A 15,814-nucleotide genomic window follows, 5' to 3' on the forward strand; every position below is an offset into this window, starting at 1 on the left:
TGTTAAATCCCCAGCTTTCTGCGAGCCACAAAAATAAAGAACGGCACACCAATTAGAGCCGTCATGACACCAACTGGTAGTTCCTGAGGCATGAGTACATAGCGACTTCCTATATCCGCCAACAATAGAAGGATGGCTCCCCCTATGGCTGAATAAGGAAGAATCCAGCGATGGTCAAGTCCGACTAGAGAGCGGATTAAATGGGGAATAATAATGCCGACAAAGCCAATAGGGCCAGCGACAGCAACGGAGCACCCTGCTAAAACCACAGCACAAGCACCAAAGAAAAATTTAATCCAAATTGTCCGTTGACCAAGCCCGACTGCCACATCGTCTCCAATACTCAACACATTAAGTTCTTTAGCACGCAAGAAAGTTGCTGCCAAAGCGATAGCCATATAGGGCAATGCAGTGATTAGTAATTCGATTGGTCGATTTGCCACCGAACCGGCAAGCCAAAATAATACTTGATCAAGTGCAGTCTCATTTAATACCAATAGTCCTTGTGTAAAGGAAGCAAATAAAGCGGTAATGGCGGAGCCCGCTAATGTCAATTTAAGCGGTGTCAGTCCCTCACGACCTGCGCTACTCAAAACGAACACGAGAATAAAAGCAAAACTTGCTCCGGCAAAACTTAGCCACATATAGGACTGCAGACTTTGCACGGAGAAAAACACAACGCCCACAACTACAAAGAAACTTGCACCTGCATTCACACCAAGAATACTCGGTGAGGATAGTGGGTTTCGTGTGATTGATTGCATGATGGCACCAGAAACACCAAGACATGCACCGACGAATGCGGCGATTAAAGAACGGGGAAATCGTACATCTTTGATAATAAGATGTTCATTTGAACCATTTGGATTGAAAAAAGAAAGGTATGCATCCCGCCAGGTCGTATCGGTGTAGCCGTAAACCAGACTGGCGCTCATGAGAAAAAGAATGGCAAACACGCCAATTGCAATTCCCCATCCGCGTTTACTATTTGTATGTATCATAAAAGACCCCTGAAATTTTTATTTAAAACACTGGTTGACAAATAAAATCGTAGCATATAAAGTACTAGTTGTAAATGATTTTCATTCTCAATTGAATGATAAAAGGAGAAAGAAACATGAAAAAATTAGGTCTTTTATTAATGGCTTTCATGCTAGTCACTTTAGCTGCATGTGGCAAAACAGATGAAAAAACACCAACTAGTGGTGAAGACAAAGATAAAGTAAAAGAAGAAAGCTACACTGTGACTCATGCAATGGGTGAAACAACAATTAAAGGCGAACCGAAACGTATTGTTGTTTTAACTAACGAAGGTGTGGAAGCTTTACTTGCAATGGGTGTCACACCTGTAGGAGCTGTCGAAGCGTACACTGGAGATACTTGGTATGAACACACAGCTGAACAATTAAAAGACACGAAGCCAGTAGGTAAAGAGTCTGAACCTTCTCTTGAAGCGATTGCAGCACTTAAACCGGATTTGATTATCGGTAATAAAATGCGCCATGAAAAAGTATACGAGCAGTTAAGCAAAATTGCGCCAACTGTTTATTCGGAAACGTTGCGTGGCGACTGGCAGGAAAATTTCGAACTGTACTCAAAAGCAATCAATAAAGAAGAAGTAGGCCAAGAAAAATTGGACGCTTATAATAACCGGATTGAAGACATGAAAGCGTCTTTAGGCGATAAAACACAACAAGAAGTATCAATGGTTCGTTTTATGGCTGGCGATGTGCGTATTTACCATAAAGATACTTTCTCGGGTGTCATTTTGGAACAGCTTGGATTTGCACGTCCTGCTGAGCAAGATGTTGCTGATTTCGCTGAAAAGGGCGTAACAAAAGAGCGAATCCCTGCAATGGATGGAGATATCTTGTTCTATTTTACGTATGAAACTGGTGACAAAGAAGCAACAAAATTAGAAGAAGAATGGATTAATGATCCATTGTTCCAAAACCTTGAAGTTGCGAAAGCAAATAAAGTATTCAAAGTGGACGATACAATTTGGAATACAGCTGGTGGTTACATAGCTGCCCAGTTGATGTTGGATGATTTGGAGAAACATTTCGAATAAGAAGGATAACACTGCCCTATGAACAAGATCGAATTGTTCAAGGGCAGTTTTTTGTGCTTTTTTACAGCTATAAGTTTAAAATGGAAGCTCCCACCCAAGATATTGCATCGGCGATGTTATCAATAAAGTGACTGAATATAAAAATCACAAAAATGTTATCGGTTATACGTTCCGTTTTTTCTTTACAGAAATGGTGAAAAATAAGAATATACGATTGCTGGAGGTGGATGGGGTCCATCCTGATAAAGAATCCATTCGCTCAGGGACAAATCCAATAACAGCGGAATTCTACGCAATTACTGCTGGAACAAACAATCCAAATACCCAAGACTTCATTGATTGGATTCTTTCGGATGAAGGACAAGAGTTGGTAGAAAAAACGGGATACGTACCCATCAAATGATAATCGGTCCGCCGTTTGTAGACTAAACTGTGGTTTATCTAAAAGAACATGCACTTTGACAATTCTGAATTGTCGGAGTGCATGTCTTTTTTTATGATAAAATAAATCAAAAGAAAGGGTGATGACTCATGGCAAATGGTCAAAATCGTGCAGATGTAAAACCTGGGTTAGAAGTGAACGTTATTTTAAAAGAAGATCAACGTACAGGAGTGAAAACAAAAGGGATTGTGAAGAATTTGCTAACCAATTCTGCCCATCATCCTCATGGCATTAAAGTCCGTTTAGAAGATGGTCAAGTTGGTAGAGTATGCGATATTTTATCTTCAGATAAATTAGTATGAAATTTTATGTAGCATCCAGTTTTCAAAACAAGGAGATTGTAAGGGCAGTGAGCGGAAAACTCACGATGCTGGGGTTGCTTTAGACTATATCGATGAAGAATTGCATAAAATTGTAAGCTCACGTGTTAATGCTAAAGGGTATCGAGTAGACAAAGAAAAAGATGCAATTTTAACCACTCACTATTCAGGTGTGAAAATAGTGGGCACTGCTAAAAGAAGGTAGGGAAAAATTATTTACATTCCATCATATTTTGAAATGATTGATCGACAAGAAATCAATGAAGTAATAGAGACCTATGGATTTGCGACACTTACCTCAATTCATGAAGGTTCATTGACGGCTTCACAACTGCCGCTGTTATTGAGTGAGGATAAAACGGAGCTCATTGGGCACTTTGCAGTAGGAAATAAACAATGGGCAGATATTGAGAATCAACAAGTATTGGTTTTGTTCCAGGGCCCACATTGTTATATTTCACCATCATGGTATGAGACGCAAAATACAGTCCCGACATGGAATTATGTAACGGTTGAGATTACAGGAAAAGTGAAACTCCTAAAAGAAGGCGATTCGCGATTATGGCAATCTATGGTTGCTTTAACAGAAAAGTACGAGGAGCCTACTAGCACATACAATTTAATGGGTGTGGACCCCTCCTATATTTCTTCTTTATCGAAAGGAGTAATGGGTTTTACGATTTCTATCGATAATATCAAAGGGAAAGCAAAACTAAGTCAAAATCATCCAACAGCTCGTGTGGAGCGCGTAGTTGAAGCGCTTCGGGAAACAAATAAGTCTGATGAAAAAGCCATTGCAAAATGGATGGAGAAAAAAATGAGTGTGGATAAATAAAGGGGAAACCAAATGGAAATTCGTAAATTGACAGGTGAAGATGCGTTTAAATATTGGGAGTTAAGATTGGAAGCATTGCAGCAAGATCCTGATGCTTTTGCAACGACTTACGAAGATGCAATCGCCCGTAAAAATCCAGTGGAGCGAGTAGCAAACAATCTAGAGGCAGTAGGAAGTTCGACACTAGGAGCATTTATCGATAATGAATTGGTTGGTGTGATGACCGTATCAGGTGAAGGAGCTTCCAAACTACGCCACCGAGTGAACTTGTTGGCTGTCTATGTGACCCCTCGAGTACGTGGTAAGCAAATCGGAAAGGTGTTATTGGAAGCGACGATTGATCATGCAAAGACTTGGCAGGGGGTAGAAAAAATGAATTTAACGGTTGTATCCTCTAATGGAGCTGCCATTCGGTTGTATGAAAAAGTCGGGTTTAAAACTTTCGGTCAAGAGCATCATGCAATGAAATCAGATAATAGATATGTGGATGAATTGTATATGAGCCTCAAGTGGTAGGTGATTAAAGTGACTAATTTAGAACGGGCTATTCAATTAAGAGAAAATGGGCATGCTCTGGAAGCATTGGTTATATTAAAGAGTTTATTATTGAATGACTCAAATAATCCAGCTATTCTCTACCAATGTGCATGGGCTTGCGACGTCCAAGGCATGGAAAGAGAAGCGGTTCCATATTATGAACAAGCACTTGATAATGGATTGACAGGACACGAGAGAGAAGGAGCTTTTGTTGGACTTGGCAGTACTTATCGCGTGATTGGAGAATACGCTAAATCACGGAACGTATTTGAAAAAGGAATGGCTGAATTTCCGGAAAATAAAGCAATGCCGGTGTTTTTTGCTATGACGTTACATAATTTAAAAGAATATGAACTTGCTATGGAAACATTGCTATGCGTGGTATCAACCACAACTCGAGATAAAGACATCGAACGATATGTAAATGCCATTCGTTTCTATAAAGACAAATTAAATAAAACTTGGTGATATGACTTGGAACATGAACTTCTGACAGTCTTTAATGAAAAGCATCAAAAGGTCGGGGAAAACACGAGAGCTTTTATTCATCAAGAGGGGCTATGGCATGAGACATTTCATTGCTGGTTTGTCCAACAGATTAATGGAGTGCCGCACCTCTATTTTCAACAAAGAAGTAATGCCAAAAAAGATTTCCCAGGCCTTTTTGACATAACAGCTGCTGGGCATCTCCTTGCTACTGAAACGGTAAACGAAGGAATCCGAGAGGTGAAAGAAGAGCTCGGTGTTAATCTTAGTATGGAAGACCTTCGACCCATCGGCATTTTGAAAGACAGTATTGTGCTAAGGGATTTTATTGATAATGAATTTGCACACACGTATGTCTATATAATGGTAGGCGGTAGTCCTTACTTCCATTTACAGGAAGAAGAAGTCAGTGCCATTTATTCAGCACCTATTTCTGAAGTGGTAAGGTTATACGAGCGTGAAGTTGATCAAATATCTTTGGGGTGCATACTATCAATTGATAAAGATCGATTAGAAATCAAGGTGTCACTTGAAGACTTCGTACCTCATGGCGGTGACTATATGAAGCAAGTCTTGAAGGGAATCCGATAAAGGAGGCATAATATGAAAGTAATCGATTTACATTGTGATGTTCTCTATAAATTGTCGATAATGGATGAATTACCTCCATATGAAATTGCAGACTGTCTGCAAGCGAATAAAAACAGATTGATTGCTGGAGAAGTCCAAGTGCAGTTTTTTGCCATATTCATTTCTCCTGAAGTGCCTCAGAATGAAAAGTTTATGGCTGCCCTTCGTCAGATTGAATTGTTCCATACACACGTGCTTGCACCGAATCCAGAAATTGTCCACATTACAGATTGGACCCAGATTGAACATCTCGGAGAGAATGAAATCGGTGCTGTGCTGACACTTGAAGGTGCAGATGCATTTGGCGAAGACCTTGGCAAGTTGAGCGCTTTGCTGGATGCAGGGGTGAAGCTTGTAGGGCTTACATGGAATCATGCGAATGCATTGGCGAATGGAGCGGATGAACCATCCCATTTAGGCTTGACGCCATTTGGGTACGAAGTGGTGGAAATGTTGAATGAACATAATGTTTTAATCGATGTATCCCATTTGAACGAACAGTCATTTTGGGATGTGGTTGCACAAGCGAAACACTCAATTGCCAGTCATTCGAATGCAAGAAGCCTTTGTGACCACCCGCGGAATTTAACCGATGAACAAGCCGAAGCATTGGTCGAAAAGGGAGGACACATCCACGTCGTGTATTATCCACCGTTTATCCACAATGAGGGGAATCCAGTTACTCTTGAACACTTGATGCAACACCTTACTCATTTCTCGAAGTTAGTAGGTGTTCAGCATTTGGGACTTGGCTCAGATTTTGATGGCATTAGTGTGTTTGTCGAAGGTTTGTGTGATGCGAGTGATACACAAAATGTGGTTAATATTTTAAGTAGACATTTTACGGAAGAAGAGGTTCGGGGGATTACCTCAAACAATTTCAAAAACTATATTCAAAAAGTGATTGCTACCAGTTAGCAGTCACTTTTTTGTATGTAAAAACACATGCGGTGAAACTTTTAACCATTTCACCCGTATTAAAGAGGAGAATACATCTAAGAAATGAGGAGTTCAAATGGGATTAACTTTCCTTTATAGCATCATCATTGCAATCGTTGTTGCAGTTCTAATTATGCCGCTGACATTGCCTAAAGAAAAACGCAAAGAAATTGCCGCTGGAATTATTGGAACTGCAATTGGGTTGGCAATTATAATCTTCACATTCTATTACGTAACGAATATAGATCGAAATCTATCTGCTCTTTGGCCGCTTGCCATTTTGGCGACAGGTCTTGGCGTATTTTCAGCAACAGGTAAAGAACGTCAAATTAAAGGAGTACTTTTCCTTGCTTCCCTTGTATTTGGGGGCTACATGTTAAGCGCTTTGTTGTTTAATGCAGATGAAAAATTCGATTCCGCAAAAATGAAGCAAGAAGTTGAAATCGAAGCCTTTGATGAAAAGGAAACGCCTGCAAGTGTTCCACCAAAATTTGCACGCAATAAAATGAAAAAAGCATTCGGTCAAGTACCGAATACGAGTTACTACGAATTAGGCAGATTGCAAATTCAAAAAGTGGATGATGCCTTTGTTTACATTGCACCAGTTGAGTTTTCCGGTTTCTTTAAATGGGTGAATGGGGACACCACCCCAGGATATTTCATGATGAGTGCAACCGATTCAACGGACAATCCGAAGTTTGTAAAAGCAGAAATGTCGTATACACCATCATCATTCTTCCAAAAAAATGTTGCACGCCATTTACGTCTGGAGTTGCCAGAAACAATTTTCCATGGTGACATGCAGCTTGAAATTGATGACGAAGGTAAGCCGCATTATATCCGTTCATTCGGGAAGTTCGTATCTGCACGTAATGGTTTTGAGGTAACAGGAGTAGCTGTGGTGAATCCACAATCCGGTGACGTCAAAACGTATGCATTGAACGAAGTCCCTGACTTCATTGATGGAGCTGTATCGCCAGAAGTGGTGAGTTTGCAAAATAGTTATTTCGGAAACTACGTTCATGGATTCTGGAACAGTAAGTTTGGTAAAAAAGATGTGAAGCTCCCTTCCGATGAAGGAACAGAAGCGAATGTCAGCCCTGTTTTTAATGAGAATGGGGAAATGTATTACTTCACTGATTTCACAAGTCCAAAAGAAGGCGTGGATTCCATGCTTGGGTATTCATTAACGGATGCACGAACAGGCGAAGCCACTTATTATACAGGTAATATGGAAGAGTCCTATATGGATTCATATGGTGCACTTCAAATCGTTGAAAAGAAATTCATCGAGAAAAAATGGTTTGGTGAGATGCCCATTCTGTACAATTTCTACGGGGAAGCAAGTTGGTTGACTCCGGTTCTTGATGCCAATGGATTTTTGCAAAACTACTTTATCGTGTCTGCGGCAAATCCCGAAATTTCCGCTTTTGCCAATACACCAAACGAAGCATTGAAGTTGTATAAAACAGCATTGCAACGTGGTGGCAGCAGTGTAGATGGAAGTTCTAGTTCAGAGGAAGCTACAACTACCGGTAATGTCGAGCGCGTCTACAAAGAACGAGTAGGAGATTTCACACTTGTTTCGTTCATGTTAACGGACGGTACCAATTACTTAGTATCCACAGAAGTGGAGCCTTTGGCGGTCTACTTGAAAGAGGGAGATCAAGTGAACGTGACTTATTTGAATACTGGCGAAATGTTCTTGCCTGTTAAAGAAATGAAGATAACCGGATTGGAATAATAGAAAGGCTGTCTCGATGAATTCGAGACAGCCTTTTACTTATTTATCTCTTGTTTTTAATATGGCCATCTGCTTTTCGTCACGCATTTGCGCAAGTTCATCAATGGTTGAACGGCCGTAGGATTCGCGAGATTTAGTCGATAGGCGGGAAATAGTTTCCTCATCCATTTTGAGATTTCCTTGTGCATCCCAGCTCTTTTCCATGGTCGGACCGAGATGGCGCATGAATGATTCCATACCACCCTGACCACCACCTAGATGCATTCCGAGCATCGGTCCGGTTGCTGCCCATCTTAACCCGATTGAATCTTTGACGATTTCGTCCACATCTTCCATTGCAACTACGCCTTCATCAACTAAATACATAGCTTCCCTCAGCATAGCAAACTGCAATCGGTTCGCTACAAAACCAAAAACTTCTTTTTGGATATGTTGTGGGGCTTTGCCCAGTGTTTTGTAAAACACGAGCGCATCTTCTACTGCTTCATTTGATGTGAATTGACCTGGTACGACTTCAACTAAAGGCATTACAAGTGGAGGATTGAATGGATGGCCAATTAACATGCGGCTCTTGTCCTTCATGAATGCCGAAATATCACTTGCAGGGATTGTTGAAGAAGAAGACAGTAATAAAGTATGTGCTTCCACATACTTTTCGATTTCAGCGAAGAGTTCCTGTTTCAGAGCCAATTTTTCAGGTCCATTCTCCTGAAGCACTGCTGCCCCCGTTACGGCTTGTTGTAAGTTGGATGTAAGAGTCAAACGTGATTCAAAACCTGTTGCCGGCAGGTTGAGTAAAGTTAACGTAGAGCCAATTGAATTGAAATGCTGTTCTGATACTTCGTTCAAATCTGGCCTAGGATCGTATAATCTTACCGTCAATCCGTGTGCTAAAAATAAAGTTGCCCACGAAAGTCCAATCGTTCCTGCCCCAATTACTGTCACGGGGTCGAAGCGTTGTAAATCACTATGTATGCACGTCATGGCTCATCCTCCTAGTTTTAACTAAAACCATGTTATCATATTTAAATAGTTCTATTGTGTGAATTTTGTGAATGAGTAGAGGATGTGGACGATGATGAGTTTTGGTGGCGTTCCCGAGTGGTTTTACATATTAGCATTTGCCGTGGTCATAGGAATTGTTGTATTCACGGAATGGTGGACTCGTTGAATTATAGTGTGAAAGAAGGTTTTCAATCATGAATCAAGCACAAGTCGTTATTGTAACTGGCGCTTCACAAGGCATTGGACGCGGAATTGCGGAAGCTTATGTGGCAAAAGGTGCACAAGTAGTTCTGGCTGATGTGAAAGAGAAGCTAGGTAAAGAAGTGAGCAAACAGCTTGTTGGCAGTGTTTTTGTTAAAACAGATGTAAGAAAAGAAGCCGACATCAAAAATTTAATGCAAGAAACATTAAAAAAATTCGGTCGTATCGATATTTTGATTAATAATGCAGGGAAGAGCAACTTCAAACCATTATTCGATTTATCGATAACGGAGTGGGATGAAGTTATCAACACGAATTTACGCAGTGTCTTTTTGTGTTCACGTGAAGCCGCAATGCAAATGCGTCAGCAGGAAAGTGGAGGTTCAATCGTCAATATCGCTTCTACGCGCGCAACCATGTCCGAACCGAATTCAGAAGCATATGCGGCAACAAAAGGTGGAATCGTCGCTATCACTCATGCGCTCGCAGCATCTCTTGCGGAGCATCATATAACGGTGAACGCAATATCTCCAGGCTGGATAGAGACAGGGGATTACAACGAACTTCGAGATGTTGACCACAAACAGCATCTCTCTGGGAGAGTGGGCAAGCCATCAGATATAGCCAAAGCATGTCTGTATTTAACCGATCCTCAAAACGATTTTGTCACAGGCATTAATTTGGTTGTGGATGGTGGCATGACGCGCAAAATGATTTACGAACATTAAGTTGGATGTAAGAGGAGGTTTATTATGTTTCATTGGAAAGGTGCCGCGGGTGTGTGCATCAATGAAAACAATCAAATATTGATGGTGTTGCAAGCTGCACCAGATGAAGAGCCGAAATGGACGATTCCTTCAGGCGGAATCGAAGGTAGGGAGACGTATGAGGAAGCTTGCATACGAGAGTTCGAAGAAGAAACTGGTTTGACTGTTGAAATTGTGTCGAAACTTCAGGACAAAAACGGAGTGAATGCACAGTATGGGATTTCTTATGATTTGCAATACTTTTTGGTGGAGCAAGTAAGTGGGGAGTTGACCTTGCAGGACCCTGATGATTTTATTTTAGAGATAGCCTGGAAATCTGCCGATGAATTGGATTCGTTAGAAATGAGTTATCCCGAGGACGTGGCGTTCTTGAAGGAACTGCTGGTTAAGGCGACTGAAAGTTGAATTAGGAGATAATTGGTTAGTTGCCCCTATAAGGTGGAAAGTTGCCCCAATATGACCAAGAGTTGCCCCTATAACACCAAAAGTTGCCCCAATAACTTCAAATGATGACATGAAAAAAGCCTTCCCAACCTAGCAGGGAAGGCTTTTCACTACTTTTAATACGCTTTTGCCCAGTAAACCATCTTGTCAGCTGGTTTTTCGCAGCAAACGCATGTATCGCTTAACTTTTCTTGTTCAAATGGGATGCAACGTGACGTCGCGGAAGTTTCTTCTTTAATGAACTCTTCACATGCCACATCTCCACACCACATGGCTTTGATGAAGCCTGGTTTTTCAACCAGCACACGCTTGAAATCTTCAAATGATTTCGCGACAGACGTGTGTTCTTCCCTATGAGACAAGGCTTTGTTGAACAAATTGTTCTGAATGTCTTCAAGTAATCCCGTCAGTTTAGCTTCCAGCTCATCCGCAGACACCACAATTTTCTCACCAGTGTCACGTCTAACCAGCACGACTTGACCTTGCTCTATATCTTTTGGTCCAACTTCCAGGCGAATTGGAATTCCTTTCATTTCATACTCATTGAATTTCCAACCTGGTTTTTTGTCCGATGCATCTATACCGACTCGCGCACTGCCAGATAAGCGCTCTTTTAGGTCGTACGCATAATCCAATACACCTTCTTTATGTTGTGCAATCGGCACAATCATCACTTGTGTAGGTGCAATTTTTGGAGGCATGACAAGGCCGCGATCGTCACCGTGCACCATAATCATGGCCCCGATAATACGAGTAGTGAATCCCCATGATGTTTGGTGGACATATTGTTGCTTGCCTTCTTTATCTAGATATTTGATATCGAATGCTCGGGCAAAGCCATCTCCGAAATGATGTGAAGTGCCGGATTGCAAAGCTTTTCCGTCATGCATCAATGTTTCAATCGTATACGTGGATTTCGCTCCGGAAAATTTCTCTTTATCCGTTTTCTGCCCTTTCACGACAGGGATAGCAAGCCACTCTTCACATAACTGTGCGTATTCATCCAACATGCGGATGGTTTCAACTTGTGCATCCTCATCTGTCGCGTGTGCAGTATGTCCTTCTTGCCATAAGAACTCTAGCGTGCGTAAAAACGGGCGTGTCGTTTTCTCCCAACGGACAACGTTCGACCATTGGTTATATAGCTTAGGCAAGTCACGGTAAGAATGAATGATATTGCTGAAATGCTCACAAAATAATACTTCTGAAGTTGGTCGTACACATAAACGTTCAGCTAATTTCTCGTCTCCACCATGCGTCACCCATGCGACCTCAGGTGCAAATCCTTCTATATGGTCTTTTTCTTTTTGCAATAAAGATTCTGGAATGAACAGTGGCATATAGACATTTTCATGGCCGGTTGCTTTAATACGTGCATCCAGCGCTTCTTTTACATTGTCCCAGATTGCGTAACCATAAGGACGGATAATCATCGAACCTCGCACGCTTGAATAATCGGCCAGTTCCGCTTTCGTCACAACATCCGTAAACCACTGAGCGAAGTCTTCATCCATCGCCGTCACACTTTGCACAAACTCTTTTTTCATTGAAAACACCCCTTTATTGTTGTTTATCGTACATTTGCGCTAGCTGCATATTCCACAAGAGCCAACAAGAAAATCATTATTAAAAGTTGCCTAATAAACAAAAAAGCTCTGCAACAAACGAGGGACCATGTCTCCATGGCGGTACCACCCTCATTTGAAGCAAAGCTTCACACTCATACATGTTAACGACTGTCGCCGCGAATATCTTTCGAGATCGAACTCAAAGGTAGGTTCAAGAAGTGGTCTTTAGGAGTCTTTCACCGTACAACTCCCTCTCTAAAAAAACACACGTTTCTTTACTGGTCCTTCTCAACGTTGTTTAACTATTTCTGTGATTATATCGGGTAAAGTTTTAAAGTGTCAACAAATTTATTTTGGGCTCATGTGATATAATGAGCCAATGAAACATTATGAAAAGAGGCGCACTATGCTAACATTTGAACAAAAACAAGAAATCATTGAATCGTACCCTGAGCTGACAAAAAAAGAAGTATCATTAAAACGTTTGAACTATCATTTCGATGACAGCCTATATGACAAAAAAACGGTCGTATATCACTTGCACCCAAACGGCAACGGCTTTGTTTTTGTTGGGGATTTAAAAAAATATGATTCAGATAGTAAAGGCATGATCAACATTCGTGAAGCGACGGAAGCTGAGTTACGCGAAATGATTACAGATTCCATTGGGATTTTATCTGAAGAAGAACATTATGAAGAAGAAGTACTCAACGTAGAGCAAGTATGGAAAAATCGCGAAGGACAGGAATTGAAGCTTGTTCAGGAAGATACATTGTGGAATATTTATCACACGCACAACCTGGAAGAAAGCTACGGTTCATTTGAAGAAGCAGAAGAGTATTTATTGAGTGAAGGATTCCGCACATCGACTAAATGATGATTATCCGAAAAATAACAAAAGGGGAAACGCCGCCGTGGGCATTATTGCTTTTGGCGGATCCTTCCCGTGCAGTTGTAGAAGAATACGTAAAGAGTGGAAATGTTTATGTTGGCGAAGAGTCAGGCAAAGCCATCGCTGTATATGTTCTGAAAGAGACGGGGAAAATTGTCGTTGAAATTATGAATGTTGCTGTCCATGAAGACTTCCAAGGAAGAGGACACGGCAAACAACTAATTTCTCACGCAATAAGTGAAGCTTCTAAACGAGGATACGCTCAAGTTGAAATCGGGACTGGCAATTCTAGTATTCTCCAATTGAAGCTATATCAGCAATGTGGATTTCGTATAATCGGCATCGATTTCGATTATTTTACACGTAATTATGATGAACCGATAGTTGAAAATGGTTTGTTGTGTCGCGATATGATTCGCCTATGTTACACATTTGAGGACTAGGATTTTATTTCCTGGTTCTTTTTGCTTTGGAAGTATTTATTTTTTATCGATATACTAGTAGAAACAATTATCGATAGGTGGTGTACGAGGTTGAATATTGAATATAAAGACAAGGTGACGAACAAGCTGTATCGGGAAGTTATCGCATTTGCCAATGGAACCGGTGGTACGCTGAAAATAGGAATGGAAGACGAAATGAGCATCATGGGATTGGAAAATCCTTTAGCAGAGGAAAATGCCTTATATGATCAGTTAAGTAAAATGGTCGAACCTTTGCCGTTGATTGATGTCAAACACGTAATTATAGATGGAAAAGTAATTTTAGAGGTAACAGTGAAAGCAACTGAACATGTGTATCGTAAACGATCTACATTGTTCGAGGAGCTTTATGTTCGGTATGGTTCGAAAAAACGCTTATTGAGAACAGCAGAAGAAGTGCAACGTTTTATACTCTTGCGCCAACTTGATGAAACTGAAAATGCGCTAACTACTATCAAGTTCCAACGTGAAGATTTTTTGGGATTTGTCGATTTTGTACAAACCTTGAAAAGTAAAATGCCAAGATTTGAAAATGTGGAAGAAAACCTGGAAGATGTATTGGCCTCGTACAATGCAATTCGTTGGAATAATGGTGAATTTGTTTTAACACGATTGGGTACGTGGTTGTCAGATTCTTCTCAAACCCGTGGCGTCTTGTTACAATACAGTGGAGATCGATCTACTTCTTTTTGCAAGCAAGCGAGTGATTTTTCAGGGTCGATTGTAACCCAATTCAGTCGAATTATGGCCGGGCTGAGGGAAATTCAATCATCTTATCCAGATGTATTACTTCAGGAGAGTGTAGTGAATGCATTCGTTCATCGAGATTACTCGATGGAGGGTGACGTATCGATTGTTCGGTTTGCTAACCGCATTGAAGTAGCTTCACCAGGAACACTAGTGGAGGGCTTGTCGATAGAGTCTATAAAAAAAGGATCTCGAATTGTTCGCAGAAATCCGCGTTTGCATGCAATGTTTGTCGATTTGGGTTTAACGGATGGGCGTGGCAACGGAATCCGTCGTATTTTCGATACTTATCACGATGGAGACGAGAAGCCAAAAGTTTCTGTCCAAAAAGATAGTGTAATCGTTAAGCTTCCGCGTATAGAACAAATAGAAAAAGTAAACAACCGAACAAAGTTACATCTTGAGTTGACTCATGAAGAAGCAATCATGAATTACTTGCTGGAAAACAACCAAGCGAAAAATGTAGATTTTCAACAAATCTTAGGCGTTTCCCCATCTCGTGTGACACAAATCGTGCGTGACATGGTGACAAAGAATTTACTGGTAGCTGAAGGGGAACGTAAAGGGCGTATTTATACCTTGGCCATTAATAAACAGGAGGAATAAAGTTATGAAAGGCAAGAAAGCCGTCATATTAATTAGCACGACAGCAGTCGTAGCTATAGCAGCCGTTGTAATATCCATTACCATGTTTTTCCAAAGTAATCAAACGCAAAACAAAAATGCTATTTGGATAGAAGGAACAGTAGCTAAAAAAGAAGCTGCACGTATTTTGGTCGTCAGCGGAAAAGATGAAACTGAGTTAAAAGGTTTAACTGAGGAAGAAATGGTGGAAGGTGCAAGTGATGCCATTTGGTTTTCATTATCGATTGATCAAGTGAAAAACGTGAGTGAGTTCGACAAAGTTCGAATTTCATATAACCATGTGTCGGAATCTTATCCTGGCAAAGCAAGTGCTAATAGTGTTCGAATCCTGGATGAAGAGTCTCAACATTAAAGCGTAAAAATTATATGTTAAGCCTGATGAAAGGTGGCGCAAGAATGAAAATTGATAAGCCAAAAATACCTGAACAACTCGAACAACAATTAGACATTGCAACTTTAATTGAAGTCGAAGAAGAACGATTTATTTCCCGGGGAATGGTTTCGTCTTGGAATGTAGCGGAATTACCTGAGAGCAAAGTTAGTTTTGATCAAGTGCATTTCAAGGATGTTTCATTTGAAGGGGTATGTTTCGATCAAGTGGAATTCATTGATTGTAAGTTCGAGAGATGTGATTTATCCAACGTTGATTTTGGAGATTCGGTATTTCATCGAGTAGAATTTCATCATTCAAAACTAGTCGGTGTGCAGTGCACGGAAAGCCGCTTCGGACATACTGTGATCAATAACTGTGTAGCCAACTACACAGTATTTAGTTTTAGTAAAATGAAGCGAGTGAAGTTCCAACAAACCGCATTGAATAAAGCGGACTTTTTTAATTGTACATTTGATAAGGTTTTGTTCAATGATTGTCAATTGGACGGTGCTAATTTTACTGATACAAGTTTAGCGGATGTGGATCTCAGCACGTGTACATACGAACAAGTAACAGTAAGTGTTGATAAATTATCGGGCTGTACCGTTTCAACTGAACAAGCGCTCGGTTTTGCAAAATCTCTAGGTCTTATCGTTAAACACTAAAAGCTGTCCACTCGTAACTTG

19 protein-coding genes and 1 other annotated feature are annotated in these 15,814 nt (G+C 40.7%); of the genes, 16 read left to right on the forward strand and 3 right to left on the reverse strand.

The features are described from left to right. Positions 1–2: 2 nt before the first annotated feature. Positions 3–1,001 carry an iron ABC transporter permease gene (locus HMPREF1210_RS15335; protein ID WP_016429611.1) on the reverse strand — a complete coding sequence of 333 codons (999 nt, stop codon included), beginning with the start codon at positions 999–1,001 and terminating at the stop codon, positions 3–5. Between the two features lie 116 nt (positions 1,002–1,117). Here HMPREF1210_RS15335 and HMPREF1210_RS15340 point away from each other — a divergent pair, with 116 nt between their 5' ends. The 9 genes from HMPREF1210_RS15340 to HMPREF1210_RS15380 all read left to right on the forward strand — a co-directional run bounded on the left by HMPREF1210_RS15340 (position 1,118) and on the right by HMPREF1210_RS15380 (position 8,004). After that, positions 1,118–2,071, forward strand: coding sequence for an ABC transporter substrate-binding protein (locus tag HMPREF1210_RS15340; RefSeq protein WP_016429612.1), 954 nt, complete (start codon positions 1,118–1,120; stop codon positions 2,069–2,071). A gap of 127 nt (positions 2,072–2,198) precedes the next feature. Then, complete coding sequence (locus HMPREF1210_RS15345; RefSeq protein WP_036660302.1) at positions 2,199–2,474, forward strand: extracellular solute-binding protein; 276 nt, start codon at positions 2,199–2,201, stop codon at positions 2,472–2,474. A gap of 128 nt (positions 2,475–2,602) precedes the next feature. Then, on the forward strand, positions 2,603–2,815 hold the full coding sequence (locus HMPREF1210_RS15350; protein WP_016429613.1) for a YwbE family protein: 213 nt from the start codon (positions 2,603–2,605) through the stop codon (positions 2,813–2,815). A 232-nt stretch (positions 2,816–3,047) separates the two neighbouring features. Continuing rightward, positions 3,048–3,668: an FMN-binding negative transcriptional regulator gene (locus HMPREF1210_RS15355; protein WP_036660304.1), complete on the forward strand. Its 621-nt coding sequence runs from the start codon at positions 3,048–3,050 to the stop codon at positions 3,666–3,668. A 12-nt stretch (positions 3,669–3,680) separates the two neighbouring features. Continuing rightward, on the forward strand, positions 3,681–4,184 hold the full coding sequence (locus tag HMPREF1210_RS15360; RefSeq protein WP_016429615.1) for a GNAT family N-acetyltransferase: 504 nt from the start codon (positions 3,681–3,683) through the stop codon (positions 4,182–4,184). A 9-nt stretch (positions 4,185–4,193) separates the two neighbouring features. Further along, positions 4,194–4,673, forward strand: a complete 480-nt coding sequence (locus HMPREF1210_RS15365; protein WP_016429616.1) for a tetratricopeptide repeat protein — start codon at positions 4,194–4,196, stop codon at positions 4,671–4,673. A gap of 6 nt (positions 4,674–4,679) precedes the next feature. Continuing rightward, a complete protein-coding gene (locus HMPREF1210_RS15370) occupies positions 4,680–5,282 on the forward strand; it encodes an NUDIX domain-containing protein (RefSeq protein WP_016429617.1) in 603 nt (200 codons plus the stop codon). A gap of 12 nt (positions 5,283–5,294) precedes the next feature. Further along, positions 5,295–6,239, forward strand: a complete 945-nt coding sequence (locus tag HMPREF1210_RS15375) for a dipeptidase (protein ID WP_016429618.1) — start codon at positions 5,295–5,297, stop codon at positions 6,237–6,239. Between the two features lie 97 nt (positions 6,240–6,336). Next, positions 6,337–8,004: a hypothetical protein gene (locus tag HMPREF1210_RS15380; protein WP_016429619.1), complete on the forward strand. Its 1,668-nt coding sequence runs from the start codon at positions 6,337–6,339 to the stop codon at positions 8,002–8,004. Between the two features lie 39 nt (positions 8,005–8,043). Here the strand turns inward: HMPREF1210_RS15380 and HMPREF1210_RS15385 are convergent, their stop codons facing one another. Then, positions 8,044–8,988, reverse strand: a complete 945-nt coding sequence (locus tag HMPREF1210_RS15385; RefSeq protein ID WP_016429620.1) for a 3-hydroxyacyl-CoA dehydrogenase NAD-binding domain-containing protein — start codon at positions 8,986–8,988, stop codon at positions 8,044–8,046. Between the two features lie 215 nt (positions 8,989–9,203). On the opposite strand from HMPREF1210_RS15385, the gene HMPREF1210_RS15390 reads away from it, so the two are divergent. Both HMPREF1210_RS15390 and HMPREF1210_RS15395 read left to right on the forward strand, forming a co-directional pair. Next, a complete protein-coding gene (locus tag HMPREF1210_RS15390) occupies positions 9,204–9,938 on the forward strand; it encodes an SDR family NAD(P)-dependent oxidoreductase (protein WP_016429622.1) in 735 nt (244 codons plus the stop codon). A gap of 24 nt (positions 9,939–9,962) precedes the next feature. Then, on the forward strand, positions 9,963–10,382 hold the full coding sequence (locus tag HMPREF1210_RS15395; protein WP_016429623.1) for an NUDIX hydrolase: 420 nt from the start codon (positions 9,963–9,965) through the stop codon (positions 10,380–10,382). A 155-nt stretch (positions 10,383–10,537) separates the two neighbouring features. Here HMPREF1210_RS15395 and proS read toward each other — a convergent pair whose 3' ends face one another. Beyond that, positions 10,538–11,977: a proline--tRNA ligase gene (gene proS, locus HMPREF1210_RS15400; protein WP_369758155.1), complete on the reverse strand. Its 1,440-nt coding sequence runs from the start codon at positions 11,975–11,977 to the stop codon at positions 10,538–10,540. Positions 11,978–12,085: 108 nt separating this feature from the next. Further along, positions 12,086–12,290, reverse strand: a binding site (T-box leader). A 105-nt stretch (positions 12,291–12,395) separates the two neighbouring features. Between proS and HMPREF1210_RS15405 the strand changes: the two genes are divergently transcribed. The 5 genes from HMPREF1210_RS15405 to HMPREF1210_RS15425 all read left to right on the forward strand — a co-directional run bounded on the left by HMPREF1210_RS15405 (position 12,396) and on the right by HMPREF1210_RS15425 (position 15,793). Next, on the forward strand, positions 12,396–12,866 hold the full coding sequence (locus tag HMPREF1210_RS15405) for a hypothetical protein (RefSeq protein WP_016429626.1): 471 nt from the start codon (positions 12,396–12,398) through the stop codon (positions 12,864–12,866). Next, positions 12,863–13,324: a GNAT family N-acetyltransferase gene (locus HMPREF1210_RS15410; protein ID WP_016429627.1), complete on the forward strand. Its 462-nt coding sequence runs from the start codon at positions 12,863–12,865 to the stop codon at positions 13,322–13,324. Before HMPREF1210_RS15405 ends, HMPREF1210_RS15410 begins: the two co-directional genes overlap by 4 nt. 90 nt (positions 13,325–13,414) lie before the next feature. Next, positions 13,415–14,716 carry an RNA-binding domain-containing protein gene (locus HMPREF1210_RS15415; protein ID WP_016429628.1) on the forward strand — a complete coding sequence of 434 codons (1,302 nt, stop codon included), beginning with the start codon at positions 13,415–13,417 and terminating at the stop codon, positions 14,714–14,716. 4 nt (positions 14,717–14,720) lie between these two features. Continuing rightward, positions 14,721–15,107, forward strand: a complete 387-nt coding sequence (locus tag HMPREF1210_RS15420; protein ID WP_016429629.1) for a YobA family protein — start codon at positions 14,721–14,723, stop codon at positions 15,105–15,107. 44 nt (positions 15,108–15,151) lie between these two features. Beyond that, positions 15,152–15,793, forward strand: coding sequence for a pentapeptide repeat-containing protein (locus tag HMPREF1210_RS15425; RefSeq protein ID WP_016429630.1), 642 nt, complete (start codon positions 15,152–15,154; stop codon positions 15,791–15,793). Positions 15,794–15,814 lie beyond the last annotated feature (21 nt).

It is taken from the genome of Paenisporosarcina sp. HGH0030, assembly GCF_000411295.1.
In the GTDB taxonomy this organism is placed as follows: domain Bacteria; phylum Bacillota; class Bacilli; order Bacillales_A; family Planococcaceae; genus Paenisporosarcina.

Coding starts and splice junctions, on each gene's coding strand:
- HMPREF1210_RS15360 (WP_016429615.1), top strand. CDS start 3,681: ATGGAAATTCGTAAATTGACAGGTGAAGATGCGTTTAAATATTGGGAG.
- HMPREF1210_RS15395 (WP_016429623.1), top strand. CDS start 9,963: ATGTTTCATTGGAAAGGTGCCGCGGGTGTGTGCATCAATGAAAACAAT.
- HMPREF1210_RS15405 (WP_016429626.1), top strand. CDS start 12,396: ATGCTAACATTTGAACAAAAACAAGAAATCATTGAATCGTACCCTGAG.
- HMPREF1210_RS15390 (WP_016429622.1), top strand. CDS start 9,204: ATGAATCAAGCACAAGTCGTTATTGTAACTGGCGCTTCACAAGGCATT.
- HMPREF1210_RS15385 (WP_016429620.1), bottom strand. CDS start 8,988: ATGACGTGCATACATAGTGATTTACAACGCTTCGACCCCGTGACAGTA.
- HMPREF1210_RS15350 (WP_016429613.1), top strand. CDS start 2,603: ATGGCAAATGGTCAAAATCGTGCAGATGTAAAACCTGGGTTAGAAGTG.
- HMPREF1210_RS15375 (WP_016429618.1), top strand. CDS start 5,295: ATGAAAGTAATCGATTTACATTGTGATGTTCTCTATAAATTGTCGATA.
- HMPREF1210_RS15420 (WP_016429629.1), top strand. CDS start 14,721: ATGAAAGGCAAGAAAGCCGTCATATTAATTAGCACGACAGCAGTCGTA.
- HMPREF1210_RS15425 (WP_016429630.1), top strand. CDS start 15,152: ATGAAAATTGATAAGCCAAAAATACCTGAACAACTCGAACAACAATTA.
- HMPREF1210_RS15380 (WP_016429619.1), top strand. CDS start 6,337: ATGGGATTAACTTTCCTTTATAGCATCATCATTGCAATCGTTGTTGCA.
- HMPREF1210_RS15410 (WP_016429627.1), top strand. CDS start 12,863: ATGATGATTATCCGAAAAATAACAAAAGGGGAAACGCCGCCGTGGGCA.
- HMPREF1210_RS15335 (WP_016429611.1), bottom strand. CDS start 1,001: ATGATACATACAAATAGTAAACGCGGATGGGGAATTGCAATTGGCGTG.
- HMPREF1210_RS15340 (WP_016429612.1), top strand. CDS start 1,118: ATGAAAAAATTAGGTCTTTTATTAATGGCTTTCATGCTAGTCACTTTA.